19 protein-coding genes are annotated in these 20,992 nt (G+C 67.5%); 7 read left to right on the top strand and 12 right to left on the bottom strand.

All coding sequences use genetic code 11. The features are described 5' to 3' along the window. Positions 1 to 154 precede the first annotated feature (154 nt). Both ACTOWY_RS42815 and ACTOWY_RS42810 read left to right on the top strand, forming a co-directional pair. On the top strand, positions 155 to 1,402 hold the full coding sequence (locus ACTOWY_RS42815) for a helix-turn-helix domain-containing protein (RefSeq protein WP_441315317.1): 1,248 nt from the start codon (positions 155 to 157) through the stop codon (positions 1,400 to 1,402). Positions 1,403 to 1,436: 34 nt separating this feature from the next. Beyond that, the gene (locus tag ACTOWY_RS42810; RefSeq protein WP_441315316.1) at positions 1,437 to 2,306 is read left to right on the top strand and encodes a DMT family transporter; all 870 of its coding nucleotides are present in this window, start codon (positions 1,437 to 1,439) and stop codon (positions 2,304 to 2,306) included. Between the two features lie 1,035 nt (positions 2,307 to 3,341). On the opposite strand, the gene ACTOWY_RS42805 is transcribed toward ACTOWY_RS42810, so the two are convergent. Next, complete coding sequence (locus ACTOWY_RS42805; protein ID WP_441315315.1) at positions 3,342 to 4,886, bottom strand: recombinase family protein; 1,545 nt, start codon at positions 4,884 to 4,886, stop codon at positions 3,342 to 3,344. Between the two features lie 133 nt (positions 4,887 to 5,019). Between ACTOWY_RS42805 and ACTOWY_RS42800 the strand changes: the two genes are divergently transcribed. Then, positions 5,020 to 5,853: an LLM class F420-dependent oxidoreductase gene (locus tag ACTOWY_RS42800; RefSeq protein WP_441315314.1), complete on the top strand. Its 834-nt coding sequence runs from the start codon at positions 5,020 to 5,022 to the stop codon at positions 5,851 to 5,853. 82 nt (positions 5,854 to 5,935) lie between these two features. Here the strand turns inward: ACTOWY_RS42800 and ACTOWY_RS42795 are convergent, their stop codons facing one another. Genes ACTOWY_RS42795 through ACTOWY_RS42760 form a run of 8 tightly spaced genes read right to left on the bottom strand, consistent with a single transcriptional unit; the run spans position 5,936 to position 14,182 of the window. Continuing rightward, the gene (locus ACTOWY_RS42795; protein WP_441315312.1) at positions 5,936 to 6,985 is read right to left on the bottom strand and encodes a hypothetical protein; all 1,050 of its coding nucleotides are present in this window, start codon (positions 6,983 to 6,985) and stop codon (positions 5,936 to 5,938) included. Beyond that, positions 6,982 to 7,755, bottom strand: a complete 774-nt coding sequence (locus ACTOWY_RS42790; protein ID WP_441315311.1) for an acetylxylan esterase — start codon at positions 7,753 to 7,755, stop codon at positions 6,982 to 6,984. The genes ACTOWY_RS42795 and ACTOWY_RS42790 overlap by 4 nt, the downstream gene beginning before the upstream one ends. Next, entirely contained in the window at positions 7,752 to 8,687 is a 936-nt protein-coding gene (locus ACTOWY_RS42785) for an acetylxylan esterase (protein WP_441315310.1), read from the bottom strand. The genes ACTOWY_RS42790 and ACTOWY_RS42785 overlap by 4 nt, the downstream gene beginning before the upstream one ends. Continuing rightward, complete coding sequence (locus ACTOWY_RS42780; protein ID WP_441315309.1) at positions 8,684 to 9,772, bottom strand: ABC transporter ATP-binding protein; 1,089 nt, start codon at positions 9,770 to 9,772, stop codon at positions 8,684 to 8,686. The genes ACTOWY_RS42785 and ACTOWY_RS42780 overlap by 4 nt, the downstream gene beginning before the upstream one ends. A 9-nt stretch (positions 9,773 to 9,781) precedes the next feature. Then, a complete protein-coding gene (locus tag ACTOWY_RS42775; RefSeq protein WP_441315308.1) occupies positions 9,782 to 10,666 on the bottom strand; it encodes a carbohydrate ABC transporter permease in 885 nt (294 codons plus the stop codon). Then, positions 10,663 to 11,571, bottom strand: a complete 909-nt coding sequence (locus ACTOWY_RS42770) for a carbohydrate ABC transporter permease (RefSeq protein WP_441315307.1) — start codon at positions 11,569 to 11,571, stop codon at positions 10,663 to 10,665. Before ACTOWY_RS42770 ends, ACTOWY_RS42775 begins: the two co-directional genes overlap by 4 nt. Beyond that, positions 11,568 to 12,866, bottom strand: coding sequence for an ABC transporter substrate-binding protein (locus ACTOWY_RS42765; RefSeq protein WP_441315306.1), 1,299 nt, complete (start codon positions 12,864 to 12,866; stop codon positions 11,568 to 11,570). Before ACTOWY_RS42765 ends, ACTOWY_RS42770 begins: the two co-directional genes overlap by 4 nt. Continuing rightward, positions 12,866 to 14,182, bottom strand: coding sequence for a hypothetical protein (locus tag ACTOWY_RS42760; protein WP_441315305.1), 1,317 nt, complete (start codon positions 14,180 to 14,182; stop codon positions 12,866 to 12,868). The genes ACTOWY_RS42765 and ACTOWY_RS42760 overlap by 1 nt, the downstream gene beginning before the upstream one ends. A 179-nt stretch (positions 14,183 to 14,361) precedes the next feature. Between ACTOWY_RS42760 and ACTOWY_RS42755 the strand changes: the two genes are divergently transcribed. Beyond that, complete coding sequence (locus ACTOWY_RS42755) at positions 14,362 to 14,637, top strand: PLD nuclease N-terminal domain-containing protein (RefSeq protein WP_441315304.1); 276 nt, start codon at positions 14,362 to 14,364, stop codon at positions 14,635 to 14,637. Here ACTOWY_RS42755 and ACTOWY_RS42750 read toward each other — a convergent pair. After that, positions 14,634 to 15,587 carry a pirin family protein gene (locus ACTOWY_RS42750; RefSeq protein ID WP_441315303.1) on the bottom strand — a complete coding sequence of 318 codons (954 nt, stop codon included), beginning with the start codon at positions 15,585 to 15,587 and terminating at the stop codon, positions 14,634 to 14,636. The two genes, ACTOWY_RS42755 and ACTOWY_RS42750, sit on opposite strands and share 4 nt — an antisense overlap. Next, positions 15,587 to 15,889 carry a GNAT family N-acetyltransferase gene (locus ACTOWY_RS42745; RefSeq protein ID WP_441315302.1) on the bottom strand — a complete coding sequence of 101 codons (303 nt, stop codon included), beginning with the start codon at positions 15,887 to 15,889 and terminating at the stop codon, positions 15,587 to 15,589. The genes ACTOWY_RS42750 and ACTOWY_RS42745 overlap by 1 nt, the downstream gene beginning before the upstream one ends. A 79-nt stretch (positions 15,890 to 15,968) precedes the next feature. On the opposite strand from ACTOWY_RS42745, the gene ACTOWY_RS42740 reads away from it, so the two are divergent. Further along, entirely contained in the window at positions 15,969 to 16,439 is a 471-nt protein-coding gene (locus ACTOWY_RS42740) for a MarR family winged helix-turn-helix transcriptional regulator (RefSeq protein WP_441315301.1), read from the top strand. 9 nt (positions 16,440 to 16,448) lie between these two features. Here ACTOWY_RS42740 and ACTOWY_RS42735 read toward each other — a convergent pair whose 3' ends face one another. Next, on the bottom strand, positions 16,449 to 17,333 hold the full coding sequence (locus ACTOWY_RS42735; RefSeq protein WP_441315300.1) for an LLM class F420-dependent oxidoreductase: 885 nt from the start codon (positions 17,331 to 17,333) through the stop codon (positions 16,449 to 16,451). 109 nt (positions 17,334 to 17,442) lie between these two features. Here ACTOWY_RS42735 and ACTOWY_RS42730 point away from each other — a divergent pair, with 109 nt between their 5' ends. Continuing rightward, positions 17,443 to 18,009 carry a TetR family transcriptional regulator gene (locus tag ACTOWY_RS42730; protein ID WP_441315299.1) on the top strand — a complete coding sequence of 189 codons (567 nt, stop codon included), beginning with the start codon at positions 17,443 to 17,445 and terminating at the stop codon, positions 18,007 to 18,009. A gap of 283 nt (positions 18,010 to 18,292) precedes the next feature. Next, positions 18,293 to 20,881: a glycoside hydrolase family 3 protein gene (locus ACTOWY_RS42725; RefSeq protein ID WP_441315326.1), complete on the top strand. Its 2,589-nt coding sequence runs from the start codon at positions 18,293 to 18,295 to the stop codon at positions 20,879 to 20,881. Positions 20,882 to 20,992: the final 111 nt, after the last annotated feature.

Below are 20,992 nucleotides of genomic sequence, written 5' to 3'. Positions count from 1 at the left end.
CAGTAGGTGCCACAGGGACCAACGCGATCAGCTTTGTACGCCACCGATTCTCAGGGACGAATTTTTCGAGACTGACGACTTCCGAGCAGCTTTCGAGAGTCGACATATGGGCAGGGTACTTAGGTCGTACCGCTATCACCCTCACCATCTCCAGATGTTCGGCAAGGCGCTTAACCAGGAACTTCTGGGACGCTGGCTCGGCATGACACAGGCGCAGATTAGCAAGATCGAAAACGGCAAGCCAGAGCAAAATCTCGAAATCCTCCAGAATTTCGCCAAGATTCTGCATCTTCCGCAGCGTCTGCTGTGGTTCGATCTTCCAGGGCAAAGCCGACTGGAACCACCACGCGCGACCCACGACGAACTGATTACTGCAACACCCAGGGATGGCGCGGTGGTCACGTCCACTGGGTTGGACACGTTCGGATTGATAACACTAGGCGCACATCACAATATACTCGTTCCGTCAGCAAATAACCATGGGAGAATGCCCATGAGAGCTGAGCTACTGGCGCACTACGAATCCCTGACCAAAAACTATCGACAGATTGACTATCAGGCCGGTGCCCGCGCGGTCTATGGCGACACTATTACCCATCTAAACCGCCTGATGACAGTATCTGATCAAGTGTCGTCCGAGTTGTACGGGCCGTATATAGCCTTGCTGGGCGACACGGCACAACTAGCGGCCTGGCTCGCCATTGACGGTCAGGACTATACGGCAGCCCGACATTTCTGCTCAATTGCACTATCGAGCGCCGAAGAGGCCGAAGATCCGACTTTGCATTCTTACGTACTCGGCGTGATGAGTTACATTCACCTTCATGCCCAACGGGGAAGCGAAGCAATACGACTGCTTGACTGTGCACTGAGGATTGCCAATACGCCGCGCTTCGACGTCACTCCGGCGGTTCGATCCTGGCTTTACGAAGCATTGGCCGAAGCCCATGCTTTTGCTGGCGACCAAAAAGCGGGCGCGAAAGCACTCATGGAGTCGGAACGACTATTTGATGCCGTGCAATCGGATAGCGTGCCACAGTGGCTTGGCTTCTATAACACCCCGGAGCATGCTACTCGACTTAAAGGCCGCTGCCTACTCCGCCTTGGCGATTCCTCAGCCGCGATTACCGCTCTTGAATCGGCATGCGAAATGCTCCCGGAGCAGTACGTACGAGAACGTTCCGGCACGCTTATCGACCTGGCTGCGGCTCACCTTCTGGACTCCGGCAAGTCGCCTGCCCCCGAACCTGAAGCAGCCGCTGACGCCGCCCATGAAGCCTGGCGGCTAGCGACTCTGACCGATTCGGGGCGGAATCAGCGCCGCATACGCGAACTACTACCGGCTTTCAAGCCATACGCTAACCTGGAGATCGTCCAATCCCTAACCGACAAGGTGCAATAGGCCGGACCATGCGCAACGTTGATTGCAGCACCACATGAGTCGCTGGGTATGGCCTGGAATTGGCGCGCTGGCTTTACTGTGGGGCGGAGCGTATCTCGTTATTGACGTGGCACTACGCGGATTTCCTCCCGTATTGGTGGTCCTAATTCGGGTAGCACTGGCAGCGTTGTTTCTGCTTCCTTTCGCACTGAAGCAAGGAGTGCTGCCAGCACTCAAGAAACAGCCCGGATGGGTGCTGCTAACTGTGCTGCTGCAAGCCACGGCACCGATGCTACTGCTTACAATTGGCCAGCATTGGCTGTCACCCGGGTTGGCAGGCATTATTATTGGCTCACAACCACTTTTCGTCGCCGTCTTGGCCATGAAATTTGCACCGAACGAGCGCCCTCAAGGTTTGCTTGGTTTACTCGGCTTATTGCTCGGTTTCGCCGGCTTGGTACTCCTGTTCGGAATAGACTTGACCGGCGGCATGCAGGCTCTATTTGGCGGGATACTTCTTGTCCTGTCGGCATTGTGCTACGCATGTGGAGCACTCCTGATTCACAAGAAGCTTACTTTCGCCGAGCCATTAGGTATCGCAACCGTTGCCATGCTGGTGTCTGTAGTCGTCCTGCTAATCCCGGGCCTACTCGCACTCCCAGACGCCAAGCCGACGTCAGCCAGCATTGCCGCGCTTATCTCTTTGGGCATCGTGTTCACCGGCGTAACACTGACCTTGAACTACTCCCTGATCAGGTACGCCGGACCAGCTCGTGCAACATTAGCCTTCTACCTGTCGCCTGGCGTGGCAGTGATACTGAGCTGGTTGCTACTCGGTGAGCATGTCTCATGGAGCACCACTATCGGACTAGTGGCCATTGTGGCTGGATCGGCATTGGCTGCCAATCGGACACGGGGCGAATAGGTGCGGCACACAGGGACTCAGGCCAGGGAGGCGGCAGGGAGACAGGGACTTTTCCCTGTCCCCTCCCTGACCCAAAGTCCCTGAGCTGACCAGCGCAAACACGGTTCAGGGACCCTCCGGGGCACAGTCTCAGAACCTCGCTGAGCCCCCTCACATCGCAGGTTCCTCCACCATGCTGCGGGTCCCTCCCTGCCCTTGCGGCCCTCACAGGCTCACATGCCGCTGACCTGCGGCTAGTCCCGTGCAGGATGCGTTATTCCGAAGTTGCCATAGCCGCTGCGACAGGTTGCGGTCTTACTTGAGGGACGGCTCGCAATCCTGCGCGTCGCAACCGAAGAGCAAGGGACCCAACAGCATGAGGAACATCAGCTCCAACCGGTCGGCCGTGAACGCGGCCGGAGTGACCGCTAACCGACGCATGGCACCCGGCGCGTACACGAGTCTCACCACGGGCGTTCACCGGGCCTGTGGCTTGAACGCAGACGGGGGTGGTGGTCACGGCCGCTAACCCACCACCGGACACCGCTCACACACCAGGGAACCGAGGAAGCAGCGATGATCACCAGGCCGGAGTTCTGGCACCTGATCAGGAGGACCCACGGCGACACAAGGGGCGGTCTGTCCCCGCCCGGATCGCTTGTGAGAGCCACGATTCACACGGAACGACCGTCCAGTGTGGACAGTCGCAATGCGACACAGTCCGAGTGCCGCTCCCCCGCCAGGGCGACGCCTGGCAGACCGCCACCGTGGAACGGCCTCAGACGGCCGGACAGCGCACGAACAGGCGTCGCAGCGCCGGTTCCCCGGTCGGCACCGGAACGGGCCCACAGACGCGCCCTGGGCGCGCTGGCGTGCCTACGCCTGACGAGTGGGCGCACGAGCAGTTGAAGAACGCGCCGCCACGGTCCGCAGCGTGGGCGCGTGCCGTGGCGGCCATTTACGGTTTGGACAGCCCACAGGAGCGATAGACTCAACCGAATAGCAAAAGAGGCCCTGGCAATCTGCCAGGGCCTCTTTTGCTATGACTATGCGACTTTAGGTGTCCTGCCGGAATACAGGCGTGAGTTGGTCCGGATGGAACCGGACGCCCTTGCCCGCAGACTGGATCACGACGGCGGTCAGGCTCTTAGCGATTGCGGCCTGTTTCTGTTCCATCATGAATTCCGGGTTCTCCCACTCCTTAGCCAGGTCGGCTACGAAGCTTCGGCGTGCGTCCTGGCGTGCGTTGTACCGGTGTTGCTCGCGGCGAAGTTCCGCTACATTGGCTTCCATGCGCGCAAGGCTGGGAAAATGGCGCTCTGCGGAGTATTCACCTGATTCGTACCGACGGATGGACTCCTCAATTCGAGCAACGTAGCCCGCCAGTTCTTTTTCTTTCGGCCACGGCGGCAGTTCCTCAACTTTGCGTGACTCGATTCTTTGCTGGTCTGCGATGACCAGTGCCTTAATGTATTCGTCGATCGGTTCGGCCACGCGGGCAATCCCGCCGCAACCCCCGGCCCCTTTGGCCTGACACCGATAGACAGAAACTAGTTTCTTGGTGCGCGGGTCGCGACGGGTTGCGCCGATCATTCGGGCGTTGCATTTGCCGCACCGCACGAACGGCGACAACAGGTAGATCGTGCGGTAGCCACGTCCCTTAGCGCCCAACCGTGATTGTTCGCCCCGTGCCGCAGGCGACCACGCCCGCTTGACAGCCTCGTACTGTTCTTCGGTGAGAATCGGTTCCCATTGCCCACGCACCGGCTGGCCATTCTCATCCCTCAGCGCTTCGCCATGATGGGTGACGAATCCGCAGATACGCGGACGGAAGAACATGCCGCGAATAGTGCCCGCAAGCCACGGCACGCCGGTGACCGTCTTAATCCCGCGCTTGTTCCATTGCTTCGCCAGGTTCAGAGGACTGACGCCCGCAAGAATACGCGGAACCGCCTCGACGATATGCGCTGACTCTCGCTTGTTCAGGGTTATACGGTCCTTGCGCCATCCGAACGGGCGCAGTCGGCCGCCATGATTCTTACCCGCGTACGCGGCCCGCCGCTTTCCGTCCACTACTCGCCGCGAGGTGTTCCGTGACTCGGAATTGCGCTGGTTGACAAGGCTGCGCGCAGAATCAATACCCGCATCTGACGATAGGTCAATGTTCCCGGTCATGCTGACGACATACACGCCGTACAACTCGACCACGTCGATCAGGTCTTCCAGAATGCGCGGGTCACGTGTCGCGCGGTCAATATCCACAACCGCGAGTGCGTTACATTCGCCGCGACGCAACGCGGTCAGAATCGCTTCCCAATCAGGCCGGACCACCCGATAGCCGAACGTGCCGTCAGGCAACTTGACGCGCTTTCGCCTGAATGAGGAAACATTCGGTTCAGGTACTTCACGCTCGATTCGCCCGCCAATGCCCTTGACGAACTTACGGAGATCATCCAACTGGTGATCCACTTGCCCCGCATCGTCGGCACCACGTCCGGCCGGTACCTTGGACTCGCGGGCCGACAGTGCCCAAACTAGCTGGTCAGGGTCCCGCTCGATCAGCGTCCGACCCCGTTCCCGACGTGGCGGCGTGGTAGTCATAGACCGAAGTATGCAGTAGGAGATCCGTAGCTACCGCCACGAAGTAGCGCAGATCCCGCAGGTGAGGCTCCATAGCAACAGGCTATAACAACAGGTCTTGGACGTGGGGCCGAATCGGCCAGACGATGGCGGCATGGATCTGAGCGTGCAGGGGCTGAACCTGCGACACACGGCGGACCCCGAGCAGACCACCCGGCTGGCCCGGCTGGCCGAGGACCTGGGCCTGCGCGGCTGGTGGGCCAGCGAGCACGTGGTGCTGCCCAGCCCCGCACCCGCCGATACCCCGATGAACCCCCTGGAACCGATCCTGGACCCGTTGGTGCACCTGAGTTTCGTCGCCGCGGTCACCCAGCGCCTCGAACTGGGCACCGCGATCATCATTCTGCCGCAACGCAATCCCCTGGTACTGGCCAAGCAGGTGGCCAGCCTGGACCACCTCAGCCGCGGCCGGTTCACCCTGGGTGTCGGCGCGGGCTACCTGGAACCGGAGATGACCGCGGTGGGCGTGCCGATGTCCGAACGCGGCGCCCGCACCGATGAGTACCTGGACGCGATGAACGCGTTGTGGCGGCAGGAAGCGCCGGCCTTCGACGGGAAGTTCGCCCGGTTCGCCAACGTGGACGCGCACCCGAAACCGGCCGACCAGCGGATCGTGGTCGGCGGCCACAGTCCGGCGGCGTTCCGGCGCGCGGTCTCCCGCGGCCACGGCTGGTACGGGGTGGCCGCCAACGCCGAGGACCTGCGCCGCAGCCTGGCCGGGCTACGCAAGGCCGCCGACCAGGTAGACCGCCCGGAACGCCTGGGCCGCCTGCGCATCCACCTGGTTCAGGCCCCCACCCCGCCCGGACCGGCCGACGCGGAGGCCTACCGCGAACTCGGCGTGGACGAGCTGGTGCTGTTCCCGACCTACGACACCGGCCCGGACGAGATCGCCAGGGAGATGGAGACCTTCGTCAAACTCGGCTGACGCGCCGACTTGGCCCAAGTCGTACGCCCGGTTGGGCCAACTGGGCGTCCCGGTTGGGCCAACTCGACGGCCGGGCTGCGGTCTAGCGTGCCCGCAAGGTCTGAACCACCGCGGTCAGTACGCGGTCGACCTGCTCGGCGGCCACGGTCTGCGGGTTCAGCGCGATCGCCGCCGCGCCGAGCATGCCGACCGCGACCCTGGGTTCCCCGGCCAGCAAGGCGGCCACCACCCGGTCGCGGTCCGGTCCGATGTGGACGATCGCCCGGGAGTGCGGCTGCCCGGCCTCGCTGGGATAGCCGCGCTCCAGTCGCACCCCGGGCACCGCGGCCAGCCCGGTCAGCCACCGGTCCACCACCGCCTCGTACCCGGCCAGCACCGCGGTCTCGTCCTGGGCCAGGTTCCATTCCACCGCGGCGAGCAGGCCGAGCAGTTCCTCCTTGCCCACCTTCATCCCACGCCCGACCCCGTGGTTCGGCGACCCGTGCACCCGGCAGCCCTCGATCAGCGATCGCCTGCCCAGCACCAGCCCGGAGGACTGCGGTCCGCGCAATCCCTTGCCACCGCTGACCACCACGGCCGTCGCGCCGAGTTCCACCGTGTGCCGCCACAGGGTGGCGATCGGCGGGATCTGCGCGGCCGCGTCCACGATCACCGGCACCCCGGTCGCCACCACCTCGGCCAACTCCGGCGCGCCCTCGGCGAAGCGCGGGCCCGCGTACCACAGCACCGCCGCGGTGCGCGGCCCGATCTCGGTGGTCAGTTTCGCCCCGGTGAGCCGCGCCGCCTCCTCATATCCCTTGCGCTGCGCGGCGAACACCACCACCTCGTCCCTGGGCAGGCCCCGGGTGTCCGGCAGCCGCGCCGCCAGCTCCGGATCGGCGCCGGTCAGGCAGGCGGCCACCGCGTGCACGGTGCCCGCCCAGGCGCCGCAGGTCACGTACCCGGCTTCGTTGCCGGTCAGTTCGGCCAGCCGGTCGCCGACCGCGCGGTGCAGTTCGGCCAGGTCCACGAACTCCCGCCCCGCCGCGACCATCGCCGCGGCCACCGGGGGCGCGAGCACCGAGCCGCCGAGCCTGGTCAGGGTGGAGTCGGCGTTGATCACCGGCCGGATGCCGAGGTCCTGGTAGGTCATCGGGGCACCAGCCCGAACTTGCTCATCGGGGCCACGCCGAGCTGCCCGGCCAGCCAGGTGTCCAGGGCCGCGTCGTCCTCGGTGTCCCGGTGGGTGAGCTGGAGGTCGCGGCCCACGCGCAGGGTGGCGGCGGTGATCGACTCGGCGTGCCGGTCCGGGTCGAAGAGGGATCTGGTGTGCTGGATGCGGTCGGTGTGTTCCGGGTAGGCGCGCAGCCGGTCGGCGATCTCCTGTTCGACCTCCGGCGGCCCGGAGCTGCGCACCGCGGCGAAACCGGGTCGGCGGGCGGCGGTGAGCAGGGCCAGGTCATCGCCGGTGACCGCGGTCCTGGCCGGATCGGTCTCCGGACGGGAGCGCAGGAATTCCGCAGCACGCAGGCAATCGGCGACTATTCCTCGGTACACATAGGACAGCGGATCCTCGATGCCGAGGGTGGCCAAGCCGGGGTAACCAGCCTGGAAGGGCACGTCGGCGAGGCGCTGGCCCCGGTGCATGACAGTGAAAATGAGGTAGCGCAGCCGGTCCCGGTAGTGCGGGGGCTGGTTGACGCTGCCGTAGCGCGGGGTCTCCAGCACCGAGGGGAACGGCCCGTCGCCGGTGGGAATGCTGAGGAAGCCGAAGATGCGGTAGGGGCCGATGCTGGTGAGGTGCACGTCGTAGGCGGTGAAGTCCACTGTGGACCGGGCAGGGACCGCGGTGAGCACCGGTCCGGCCGGGACCGCGGCCAGCTCCTCGTCCACGGCCCGCCAGTACTGGTCGAACTCGCTCATCGCACGGCCTCCGGGGTCAGGTGTCCGGCCAGGAACGCCTCGATCTTGGGCTGCACCCAGTGCAGACCGGCGTGGTGCGCGCAGCCGGCGTAGGTGTCCAGGACCTTGTCCCCGCCGAGTTCGCGGAACACGGCGAACCCGGTCTCCGGCGGGCACACGTCGTCCTCCAGACCCAGGTACACATAGGACGGCGCCCGCACCAGTGGCGCGAAGTTCATGCCGTCGTAGTAGGCCACCGATCGCTGGATCGCCTCGGCGTGCTCCGGGTGCACCCGCAGGTACTCGGTGATCTCCTCGTACGGATAGGAATGGGTGAGCCTGGTCGAGGCCCAGATCCCGCACAGGTACGGCGCACCCGCGGCGAAGCAGCGGACCAGGTCCGGGCGCAGCGCGGCGCTGACGATGCCGAGTCCGCCGCCCTGACTGGAACCCTGCACGCCAATGCGTTGCTCGTCGACCTCGGGGCGGGCGGCGAGCACGTCCAGGGCGCGGATCACATCGGCGTAGAAACCGCGGTAGCCATAGGTGTGATGGTCGACGATGTTGTGCGTGAGCAGCCCGGGGTAGCCGGGGTTGAACGCCGCGTTGGAGCGGAGTTTCCCGCGCGGTGCCACCGAGAGGGTGGCGTAGCCCAGCTCGGCCCAGTGCCGGGGCACGTCGGGTTCGCTGATATAGCCCGGAATCGTGACCAGGCCGGGGAAAACGCGGCCTTCGCCGCGCGGCACCGCGTACCAGGCGGCGATCTCGACGTCCTGGTAGCTGGTGTAGCGCAGGTCGAACACGGCCACCGTGTCGGTGGACAGGGTGGGCAGGTAGGCCAGTGCGGCATCGGGTTCGGGCAGGCTGTCCAGGGTCTGCGCCCAGAACTCGGTGAAGTCCGGCGGCCGGGGCACGGTGAGCACCGCGGTGGCGGGGTCGCGGGTGGCGGTCACGGTCGTCCTCTCGTCAGCGCGCGGCCGTCCGCGGCCGCGAACAGGTGGATCTGGGCCGGGTCGAGTCCGATGTGGACGAAGCTGTCCTGGCCGAGCGGGAACGGGGACGGCACCCTGGCCTTGACCAGGGCGTCGCCGACGTCGACGGTGACCAGCACGTCGGAGCCGAGCAGTTCGGCCACGAACACCCGGCCGGGCAGGTAGCCGGGCCTGGGCATATCGGCGACCCGCACGTGCTCGGGCCGGATGCCCAGCTCCACCTCGCCGGTCGGCACATCGACGGCGGCCGGGGGCAGGTCGAGCACTACTCCCCCGCCGCGGAACCGGCGCACCCCGTCTTCATCGCGGATCTCACCGGGCAGCAGGTTCATCGGCGGGCTGCCCATGAACGCGGCCACGAACCGGTTGGCCGGACGCTGGTAGATCTCCTCGGGCGGCGCGCACTGCTGGAGTTTCCCGTCGGACATCACCGCGATCCGGTCGGACATGGTCATCGCCTCGACCTGGTCGTGGGTGACGTAGATGAAGGTGCGGGACAGGTCGGCGTGCAGGCGTTTGATCTCCGCGCGCATGTGCACCCGCAGCTGGGCGTCCAGATTGGACAGTGGCTCGTCGAGCAGGTAGGCGCCCGCGTCCCGGACGATGGCCCGGCCCAGGGCCACCCGTTGACGCTGGCCGCCGGAGAGTTCGCGGGGTTTGCGGTCGAGCAGGTCGGTGATGCCCAGGGCGGTGGCCGCGGTGCGCACCTTCTCCGCGATGACCGGTTTGGGCACCCGCATCATCTTCAGCGCGAATCCGATGTTCTGCTCGACCGTCCGATGTGGATAGAGCGCGTAGCTCTGGAACACCATGGCCACATCGCGTTTGTTCGCGGGCAGATAGCCCACCGGCTGCTCGTCGAAGAATATCTCGCCGCCACTGGGCCGTTCCAGGCCGCAGATCATCCGCAGCGTGGTGGACTTGCCGCAGCCGGACGGGCCGACCAGGGTCAGGAACTCCCGGTCCCGCACGGTGAGGGTGAGGTCGGCGACCGCGGTGGCGCGGCCGAACTCCTTGCGCACCCGTTCCAGGCGTACCTCGGCCATCGGCCCTCCCTATCCCTTGACCGAACCGGCGGCCATACCGGTCACGATGAGCCGCTGGAAGATGAGCACCAGCACCAGTGGCGGCAGCACGGCGAGCACGCCGGAGGCGGCCATCACGGTGAACTGGGTGTTGAGGTCGGTGGCGAAGTTGGCCGCGATCACCGGCATGGTCTTGGCCGCGGTGGTGCTGGTGAGGAACAACGCGAACATGAACTCGTTCCAGGCGGTCATGAAGGAGAACACGGCGGCGGCGACCAGCCCGGGCGCGGAGATCGGCAGCACCACCGACCACATGGTGCGGAACCAGCCGCACCGGTCAACCCTGGCCGCGTCCTCCAGTTCCCGTGGCACCGCGCGGAAGAAGTCCTTGAGCACCCAGATCGTCACCGGCAGCGCGAAGGTGGTGTAGGACAGGATCAGCGCCCAGTAGGTGTCGAGCAGGTCGAGCTGCCGCATCAGCAGGTAGAACGGCACGATGATGGCCACCCCTGGCACCATCCTGGTGACCAGGTACAGGATGAGCAGCACCCGGCTGCCGCGGAAGTTGAGGCGGGAGAAGGAGTAGGCGGCGAACACCGCGAGCAGCAGGTTGAGCACCGCGGTCAGCGTGGCCACCAGGAGACTGTTGCCCAGTGCGAACGGGGTTTCCTTCACCGCCCGCCCGCCGAGGAGGGCCTGGGCCGCGGTGGGGTCGACGAAGGCGCGGTAGTTCTCCAGGGTCGGCTGATCCGGGATCCATTGCGGTGGCAGCGAGTTCGCGTCGGCCTCGGTCATGAAGCTCATCGCGACGATCCAGTAGAACGGCAGCACCAGGTAGGCGGCGAAGACCAGGGCCAGCACGGAGACCAGGATCTTCTTCCACGGGATGCGGTAGCGCAGCGGGATCCTGGTCATACCTCGAAGCTCCCTCGCCGGTAGAGCAGCCCGACATAGCCGACCGAGACCACCATGGTGATCAGCGTGATCACCCACGCGTAGGCGCTGCCGAGTCCGACGTCGGTGTAGCTCAGCACCCGTTGCACGGTCAGCAAAGCGACGGTGCCGGTGGCGTCGCCGGGGCCGCCGCCGGTGAGCACGTAGATGGTGTCGAAGGCCCGGGAGGCGTTCATCGTCTCCAGGATCAGCACGATCAGCAGCGGGTGCAGCAGCCAGGGCAGGGTGACCTCGCGGAAGCGTTGCCAGGGCCCGGCCCGGTCCACGGTGGCCGCGTCGTACAGCTCGCCGGGGATGGTGGACAGCCCGGCCAGGAGGATGATCACCGCGAACGGCAGGGTGTTCCAGACCTGGGCGAAGGCGGTGAGCAGGAACGCGCCGGTGGCCGAGGACAGCCAAGCCTGGTACTCCTCGATCCAGCCGAGATCGGTGAGCAATCCGTTGAGGGCCCCGGTTTTGGCGTCGAACACGGTGCGCCACATAAGTCCGTTGACCACGCCGGGCATGGCCCAGGGCAGCAGCACCAGGCTGCGCAGCACACCGCGGCCGAAGAAGGTCTCGTTGAGCACCAGGGCCATGGACAGGCCGAGCAGCACGGTGGCCCCGACCACGGTGAGCACGAACAACGCGGACACACCCAGCGAACGCAGGAACGCTGGATCGTCCACAAGGGACAGATAGTTGTCCAGGCCGATGAACTTGCGCACGGCGGGCTGGGCCAGGTTGTCCCGGTGCAGGCTCACCCAGAACGAGTAGCCGATCGGATAGGCCACCAGCAGCAGCAGGGCGAGCAGCGCGGGCGCGTTCATCGCGTAGCCGCGGGCGGTGTCGCTCCACGGTTTGCGGGTCTTGGCGGGGGCGGTCACGAGTATCTCCGGGCGAGCAGCTCGGCGCTGCGGTCCAGGGCGGCAGCGGCCTCGGTGGCGTCGGTCTGGTCGGTGAGCAGGCGCTGCACGGTTTTCTGCAGGCCGTGCTCGTATTCGGCGTACCAGGGCACGGCCAGCACGTTGCGGGCCTTGGCCATCCCGGCCAGGTCGGAGTAGACGGCCGGGTCGGTGAACCTGGCCAGCGCGGTGGTGATCTCCGGATCCCGTTCCAGGGCGGGGAAGGCGAAGCCCAGGCCACGCTTGAGGAACCAGAATCGCGCGGTGAGCGGGCTGCCCCGGTCGTCGTAGCCGCCGAGGTAGCGCAGCAGCCGGAATGCCTGGTCCTTGACCTGGGTGTGTGCGGCCAGGCAGTACATCCGGGTGTTGCCCGCGGTGCCCAGTCGCCGCCCGTCCAGGCTGGGCACGTAGCCGAGCTTCACCCGCCCGGCGACCTTGGACCGGGCCGGGTCGTTGAAGGCGCGGGCGGCGTAGCGGGCGCCGATGGTGAAGGCGTACTGCCCGGCCATGAACGCGTTATCCAGGGGCACCGGGGTTTGCTGCAGTGAGGCCGGGTCGATCACCTTGGTGACGGTGGCCGCCCGCCGCACCCAGGCCAGCACTTCCCGGACCGCGGTGTCGCTGGTCGCGTTGGGGCGCAACTCGTCGGTGAACAGTGCGCCACCGCTGCCGTAGAGCACGGTCCAGATCCAGCCGGACCAGGTGTCGGAGAGCTGGGCCGGGAAACCAATGGGGTAGCGCAGGATCCCGGCCTCTTTGATGCGCAGCGCCTGCGCCTCCAGCTCGTCCAGACTGGCTGGCGGGGTGCTGATCCCGGCCTTGCCGAGCAGTTCGGCGTTGTACAGCAGGCCGTGGCAGTCGGTGTAGTACGGCAGCCCATACCGTTTTCCCTGGTACGTCATGGCTTTCGCGTTGGACTCGTACAGTCCTTTGTAGACTTCGTCCACCCCGGGCATCCCGTCGACGGGTTGCAGGTACCCTGCCTGTGCCCAGCTGGCCAGGGAGTCGTCGTAGCAGTACAGCGCGTCCGGTCCGTTGTCGCCGGTGAACTCGGCGACCACCTTGCGCACGTACTGGGCGCTGGTGATCGGCGTGTACTCGATCCGCAGGTCCGGGTTGGCCTTGCCGAAGCTGTCCAGGTTTTGCTGCACCAGGGTCGCCTCGTAGTCCCAGCCCTCGAACCGGACCGCGCCGGTGCGCTGCCCGCTCCGGCCGCAGGCGGCGAGCACGGGTAGCGTGGCGGCCGCGGTGAGCAGGGTGCGGCGGGACAGGCCCATCACGACTCCCTTCCCGTGACCGCCTGGACCGCGTCGCCGATCGCCAGCCGGTACAGCCGGGTCGGACGGCCCTTGCGGTGGTTCTGCGCGGTGCCGTCCGCCCGCACCAGGCCGCCGGCGATCAGCTTGCGGATCAGCCTGCGCCCACTGGGATCGGTGATACCGAGGGAGTCGGCCAGGTCGCTGGGCGCGATCGCCTTGCCGTGCAAGGTCTTCTCCAGCGCGGCCAGCCGGGACAGGGTCACCGTGCTCAGTCCCGCGCCGCGCGCCAGGGTCTCCAGTTCGGCGGCGTGCGCGCGGTAGGCGAAGGTCAGCGCGGGCTGGGCGCGGCCCATCGGACCGATGATCACCCCGCTGTCGTCGATGAGGTAGCCGCAGGAAACCCCCTCGGCCTCGGCGCGGGCGGCGGCGCGTTCGGCCAGCAGCACACAGTTGCGGGCCGAGGCGCCCACCCCGAACCCGGCGACCACCCGGGAGCCGAGCGCGGCCTCGGCGTGCCCGAGCACCGGCACCGACACCCAGTGGTCGGTGATCCGCTCGAACAGGGCGTGCTGGGCGAAGACCACCACCCCGCGCCGGTCCCGGTTCTCGATCCACGCGTCGGCGAACTCGCTGGTCTGCACCAGCAGGTTCAGCAGCCGCACCCGGGTCCGGTCCAGGTCCACCGCACCGTCCCTTGTGGACAGCAAGAACACCCCGGCGGCGAGCCGCTGGGCGCTGGCCCGCTGGGATTCGATGCGCAGCACCAGTTCGTGCAGCTGGGCGCGCACGGTGGAGACCACCTGCTCGGTGGTAACCAGGCGGGCATCGCCGAGTTCCCTGGTCACCGCGGTGCGCATGGTCAGCGCGCACCCGCCGGGTTCGCGGGCCAGGAACTCCCGGTGGAAGGCCACGATCTCCGCGGGTGACTGCTCCGGCGCGTACGGCAGCACCGCGATCCGGTCGCGATCCGCGCCGAGCGCAGCGGCCACCTCGTCCACGATGCCGGTCTCGAAGGTGTCGATGCTGACCGGCCGCGCGGCCCAGCCCCGGGCGGCCGCGCGGCAGAACATCAGCGACAGGTCCAGTGCGACCGGTTTGGTGACGGTGACCTGCAGGTCCGGCGGCAGCAGATCCCGGCATTCGGCGTAGGGCATCAGGCCGAGCAGCAGCCCGTCGAGGTGTTGCCGCGCAAGGAGATCGGCCACCGCGGGCCGGATCTGCTCCTCGCGCTCGTAGGTCACCCACTCCAGGCGCACCCCGGCCAGGGTGCGCGCGGCCTCCTGGAAGGTCGCCAGCCCCTGGGCGTGGAAAACCAGTCCCAGCACCGTTTCCATGACCACCTCGCCGCCGGTGTTCCGCACCAGGTTCGCAAATGGTTCGTTTGTCGCGATGCCCGAAAGCTAGCGCGCGGGGCAGGTGCGTCGACAGCGCCGATCGTCGGGTTCGCCACCCATTCGATTGATCATGTGCTGCTGGGCGGGCCGATTTCCGGTTCCGGCCTTACTTTCCGGGCATGTTGCTCACTGTGCTCGCGCAGGACCGTCCCGAGGACGGCCTGGACCGGATCCTCGGGTTCATCTTCGGGGTGACCGGCGGGATCCTCGGGATCCTGTACCTGCTGCTGTTCGTGTTCGCGCTGATCTCGATCCTGCGCAGCCAGCGGCTCACCGGCGGCGGCAAGTTCCTGTGGATCGTGGTCGCGCTGGCCTACCCGTTCCTGGGCAGTCTGGGCTGGTTCATCTTCGGCAAATCGGCTCAGCTGGTGAAGCAGGGCAGCTACACCGGCTAACGACGCGGGCGGCGGGGAGTGAGCCGGACGGTGGGCAGCACCGGCGCCGGGATCCGCTCCCCGTTGTGCGCGGGGATCACCCCGAACCGCACCGGATCCGGCGCCTCCCAGGCTTCCCTGGCCGCGGCGATGTCCTCATGCGTGCGGCCGACGAAGTTCCACCACATCACCAGGTCGTCCGGGAACGGCTCGCCGCCCAGCAACACCAGGCGGGCCCCGTCCGCACTGCCGATCTCCAGCTTGGTGCGGTCCAGCCCGAGGTAGAGCAACGGCCCGGCCGCCAGGTCCACCCCGTCGATGGTCACTGATCCGTCGATCACCAGCACCGCGTGCTCGAAGTCCGGTCGCAACGGCAGCGAGCCGCCGCCCGGTTCGAGGGTCACCTCCGCGCCGACCAGCGGCGTGTAGGTGGTCGCGGGCGACACGGTCTCGCCCATCGCACCCATGAACACCACGGCGGAGACCCCGTCGCGGGTGTATCGCGGCAACTGGACGTGCTGCTCGAAGTGTGGTGCCACCTCGGCTTTGTCGGCGGGCAAGGCCACCCACAGCTGCAACGCGTGCAGCACCGAGTCAGCGCCGACGGAGAACTCCGAGTGCGCGATCCCGTGTCCCGCGGTCATCAGGTTCAGCTGGCCCGGCCGCAGCACCGCGTCGGAACCGACGGTGTCCCGGTGCCGGATCTCCCCGGCCAGTGGCCAGGTGACGGTCTGCAGCCCGATGTGCGGATGCGGCAGCACGGACATGTCCAGGCGCTGCGGCCCGAACTCATCGAGGAAACACCAGGCGCCCACGGTGGGCCGGGCCCGTTGCGGCAGCAGGCGTTGCACCCGCATCGCGCGCAGCCCGCCGAGTGGGACCTCCCGCGGTTCCAGGAGTTCGGTGACCGCGCCCGGCCCGGTGCCGCCGTGGCAGGGGGTGACGGCGGGGGTGGTGTCGAGGTTGCTCATCAGGCCTGCTCCGGCCAGGCCACCCGGCCGGCGAAGTCGGGGTGGCGGGTCAGGTAGCGGGCGATGAACGGGCACAGCGGCACGATCTCCAGGTCCCGCCCTGCGGTGTCGGCGAGGGCGTCCGCGGCCAGCACGCCGCCGAGTCCGCGGCCGCCGAACTCCGCGAAGACCTCGGTGTGGGTGAAGTGGGCGCGGCCGTCCCGCAGCTGGTACTCGGCGAACCCGGCGAGCACGCCGTCAACAGTCACCTCGTACCGGTTCGCCTGCTCGTTCCGCGTCACCTGGACGTCCTGCTCAGCCATGACCGCTCCGATCGCCGGGTCGCCCCCGACGCTAATCAGCTCTGGTTTCCATGTCAACCACATCGCTATAGTGGGTGACATGGCGGGCGAGCGATGGCTGGACGAGCGGCAGCACCAGGCGTGGCGGGGCTTCCTGACCATGCAGTCCCGGCTGCTCTCCCACCTGGCCCGCGAGCTGCAACGGCAGAGCGGCCTGTCCGACGCCGACTACGCGGTGCTGGTCGGCCTGTCCGAGGCCCCGGACGGCAGGCTGCGGCTGAACGAACTCGGCGCCGAACTCCAGTGGCAGAAGAGCAGGCTGTCCAAGCAGATCACCCGCATGCAGGACCGCGGTCTGGTGCAACGCGAGGAGTGCCCGACCGACGGCCGGGGCGCCTTCGCCACCCTGACCGACCAGGGGCGGGCCACCATCGAGGCGGCCGCGCCCCTGCACGTCGACCAGGTCCGCCGGTACTTCGCCGACGTCCTGACCCCCGCCCAGCTGACCGCGCTGACCGAGATCACCGGCACCGTGCTCGACCACCTGTCCGCGGCCGAGCCGCAACCCTGACCGGACGGCTCAGCCGAGTTCGGCGAGCTTGGGCGCCAGCGGCACGCAGCGCCGCTCGATCCACTCGGCCGGGCTGCCCTCGCCCGGCGGCACCAGGATCACCGTGCTGATGCCCAGTTCGGCGTAGGCGGCCAGCTCCTGGGTGGTCTGGTCCAGGTCGCCGTTGTCCAGGGCCGCGCTGCGGTAGAGCAGGGTGCGCTGGACCTCGGCCGGGTCGCGGCCCAGATCGGCGCAGTGCGCGTCCAGCACGCCCAGCTTGTGCTTGACCCCCTCCACGCCGATGGCGAACAGGTTGCAGGCGTCGGCGTACTGGGCGACCAGGCGCAACGTCTTGCGCTCACCGCCGCCGCCGATCAGGATGCGCGGCCGCGGCGAACTGACCGCCTGCGGCGAGTTCAGCGTCTCGGCGAGCTGGTAGTGCTTGCCCGCGTAGGCGCCGTTGTTCGCCGGATCCCACATCTGGCCGCAGATCTGGAGGGTCTCCTCCAGGCGCTCGAACCGCTCGGCCGTGGCCGGGTACGGCACGCCAAGACCGCGGTGCTCCCGGTCGTACCAGGCGGCGCCGATGCCGAGGAAGGCGCGGCCGCCGGAGAGCACGTCCAGGGTGGTGACGATCTTGGCCAGCAGCCCGGGATGGCGGTAGGTGACGCCGGTGACCAGCAGGCCCAGCCGGGCCGCGCTGGTGTGCGCGGCCAGGAAGCCGAGGGTGGTGTAGCCCTCCAGCATCGGATGTTCGGCCAGACCGTTCTGTTCCATCTGGAAGTAGTGGTCCATCACCGACAGCGTTTCCGCGCCGGCGGCCTCGACGGCACGCCCGGTGGCGGCCAGCTCGGCGGCCAGTCCGGCCGGGTCAGCGGGGTGGTTGAAGGTGGTGAGGTGGATGCCCAGTCGCATGTCACTCGACGCTAGACCTTGGAGCACGCTCCAGGTCAAGTCCACAATGGACTGTCAGCCAACCAACCATTCTGTTGACAAACCCACTACCCGCTGTTTCCCTGCCGGAATGGCTCGTGACGCGGAACAAACCAAACGTCGGCTGTTGGACGCGGCCATCGCCGAGTTCGCCGCCTACGGCATCGCAGGCGCCAGGGTGGACCGGATCGCGGAGCAGGCCAAGGCCAACAAGGCGATGATCTACTCCTACTTCGGCAACAAGGAGCAGCTCTTCGACGCCGCGTTCGACCTGCTGGTCAACGGCACCGTGAACGAGGTGCCGATCGACGCCGACGACCTGCCCGGCTACGCGGGACGGCTCTTCGACCGGTTCTGGCAGTCCCCCGAGGTGGTCCGGCTCTCCGCCTGGCACCGCCTGGAACGCGGCGCGGACGGGCCGCTGCACGAGCGGGTGGCGCAGGCGCACCGGGACAAGATCGCCGCGATCGAGGCGGCGCAGGCGGACGGGCGGCTGCCGGGGCACCTCCCCGCGGCGAGCCTGCTCAGCGTGGTGCTGGTGATCTCGACGATGTGGACGCCGGGTAACCCGGACGCGGCCTCGACCAAGTTCGTCACCACCAAGAAGGCCCGGCGGGAGACCGTCACCGAGGCGGTTCGCCAGATCGTGCGCACCTGATCGATTCGGGAACTTTCGCTATTCGGACACGGCCGCCACGCTGCCGGTTCAGGTAAGTGATCAAGCGCTAGTCCGAATGCGCAGGCGGGAGCATGCGAGAGCGCTTCCACCAAACTCTTGACACGGATGTAACCGGGCGGTCAGGATCGGCGCGGCTTTCCCAGGCCCGCGCCGTAACACTCCGCAACTTCCGCCTCAAGGGAACGGATCGTTCATGGCAAGAAGATCGTCGGTTGGCTCTCGCGCCTGTCGGATCGGTTTGGCCGTGCTGCTCGGGGTCAGCATGGCCGGCGGGATCGCCAGCGCCGCGCCGGAGCCGGACGCGACCGCAGCGGCCAAGCAGCCGGTGGTGGGCAAACCCGACCTGGGCTGGGACGGTTGCGCCCGGATCCAGGACAAGCTGCCTGCTTTCGCCGACTGGCCCAAGGTCAAGAGCAACATCGGGCGCAACGCCGCGGACGAGCGGCGGATCGCCAAGATCCTCTCCGAGCTGACCCTGGCCGAGAAGGTCGGCCAGATGATCCAGCCGGAGATCGCCGCGATCACCCCGGCCGAGGTCAAGCAGTACGGCATCGGCACCGTGCTCAACGGCGGCGGCTCCTGGCCTGGCAAGAACAAGAAGGCCACCCCCCAGGACTGGCTGGCCCTGGCCGATGCCTACTGGCAGGCATCGAAGGAGTCCCGCACCAAGATCCCGGTGATCTGGGGCATCGACGCCGTGCACGGCAACAACAACGTCTTCGGCACCACGGTCTTCCCGCACAACATCGGTCTGGGCGCGGCGCAGGACCCGTGCCTGATCCGGGACATCGGGGCGGCCACGGCTGAGCAGGTGCGCGCCACCGGTCAGGACTGGGCGTTCGCGCCGACCCTCGCGGTGGTCAAGGACGACCGCTGGGGCCGCACCTACGAGGGCTTCTCCGAGGACCCGCGGATCACCCGCGCCTACGGCTACGAGGCCACCCGCGGCCTGCAGGGCAACAACCCGCGCGGCATCGGCTCCGACGGCGTGATCGCCACCGCCAAGCACTTCATGGGCGACGGCGGCACCACCAAGGGCAAGGACCAGGGCGTCAACGCCTCGTCCAAGGCCGACATGATCAACACCCATGGCCAGGGCTACTACGGCTCGCTGGCCGCGGGCGCGCAGAGCGTGATGATCTCGTTCAACAGCTGGACGAACGAGGAGCAGGGCATCAAGGAGGGCAAGCTCCACGGCTCCAAGCTGATGGTGGACGAGGTCCTCAAGAACAAGATGGGCTTCGACGGTCTGGTCGTCTCGGACTGGAACGGCCACGGCCAGGTCGACGGCTGCACCAACGCCAGCTGCGCGCGGGCGGTGAACGCGGGCATCGACGTGTTCATGGTGCCGCACGAGTGGAAGGCCTTCCTCACCAACACCATCGCCCAGGTCACCAGTGGCGAGATCCCGATGGCGCGGATCGACGACGCGGTCACCCGGATCCTGCGGGTGAAGCTGCGTTCCGGGCTGTTCGAGGCGAAGAAGCCCTCCGAGCGTGAGCACGCGGGCAAGGCGGATGCCCAGCGCGCCAAGGACATCGCCCGCGAGGCGGCGCGCAAGTCGCAGGTGCTGCTCAAGAACGACAAGCGGGTGCTGCCGCTCTCGCCGCGGTCGAAGGTCCTGGTGGTCGGCAAGAGCGCGGACAGCCTGCAGAACCAGACCGGCGGCTGGACGCTGACCTGGCAGGGCACCGGCAACACCAACGCCGACTTCCCCAACGGCACCACCATTCTCGGCGGGCTCAAGCAGGCCCTCGGCGAGGCGAACGTGACTTTCGCGGAGAAGGCCGAGAACGTGGACCCCGCGAAGTTCGACGCGGTGATCGCGGTCATCGGCGAGACCCCCTACGCCGAGGGCACCGGCGACATCGGCAAGCGTTCCCTGGAGGCGGCCAAGCTGTTCCCGGAGGACCTGGCCGTGCTGGACAAGGTCGCGGGCAAGGGCGCCCCGGTGGTGACGGTCTACGTCTCCGGCCGGCCGCTGCACGTGAACAAGGAGCTGAACCGCTCGGACGCGTTCGTGGCGGCCTGGCTGCCGGGCACCGAGGGCGCGGGTGTGGCGGACATGCTGGTGCGCGGCTGGCACACCGGTTTCGGCTACCAGGGCAAGCTGTCCTACTCCTGGCCGAAGGCGGCCTGCCAGACGCCGCTCAACGCGGAGCAGAAGGACTACGACCCGCTGTTCAGGTACGGCTACGGCCTGCGGAGCTGGGAGACCGGCGCCGTCGGCAAGCTGGATGAGACCTCGCCGGAGAGCTGCTCCCCGCCCGGTGGCGGCACCGCGGATGAGGACCTGGAAGTCTTCGTGCGCAAGGACATCAAGCCGTTCAAGGGCTATATCGGGTCGCCGGAGAGCTGGGGCGGCACCGAGATCGGCCCCGACGGCACCGCCGCGCACGCCTCGATCAGCGTGGAGCCGACCGACGTCAGCGTGCAGGGCGACGGGCTCAAGACCACCTGGAACGGCACCGCGCCCGGTCAGCTGTACCTGCAGGCCCCCGCTCCGGGCGAGGACCTGCGCGGCTACCAGAACGCCAACGGCGCGCTGGTCTTCGACGTGATCGTGGGCCAGGCCCCGGCCAACCGCACGGTGATCTCCACCCACTGCGGTTACCCGTGCCAGGGCGAGGTGGCGGCGACCAAGCTGTTCACCGACCTGCCGGTCGGGCAGAAGCAGACGGTGAAGATCCCGGTGTCCTGTTTCGCGGAGAAGGGCCTGGACCTGGAGGCGGTCAACACGCCGTTCCTGGTCTACACCGACGGCGCGTTCCAGGCCAGCTTCGCCAACGTGCGCTGGGTGCCCAAGGCAGCCGGTGATCCCGACGCGAAGAAGTGTTCCGATCTGACCTAGCCGCACTGGCGGTCAAGTCGACCGCCTGCGTATCTACCGACCGTTCGGTAGATACGCAGGCGGCTCGGCGAGGTTCGGTTCGAAACGGGGGTGCCCCGTCTGCGCGGGCGG

It is taken from the genome of Crossiella sp. CA198 (assembly GCF_052078295.1).
Classification (GTDB): domain Bacteria; phylum Actinomycetota; class Actinomycetes; order Mycobacteriales; family Pseudonocardiaceae; genus Crossiella.
Note: the sequence above shows the minus strand (reverse complement) of the source record. Positions and strands in the feature narration are given on the sequence as shown.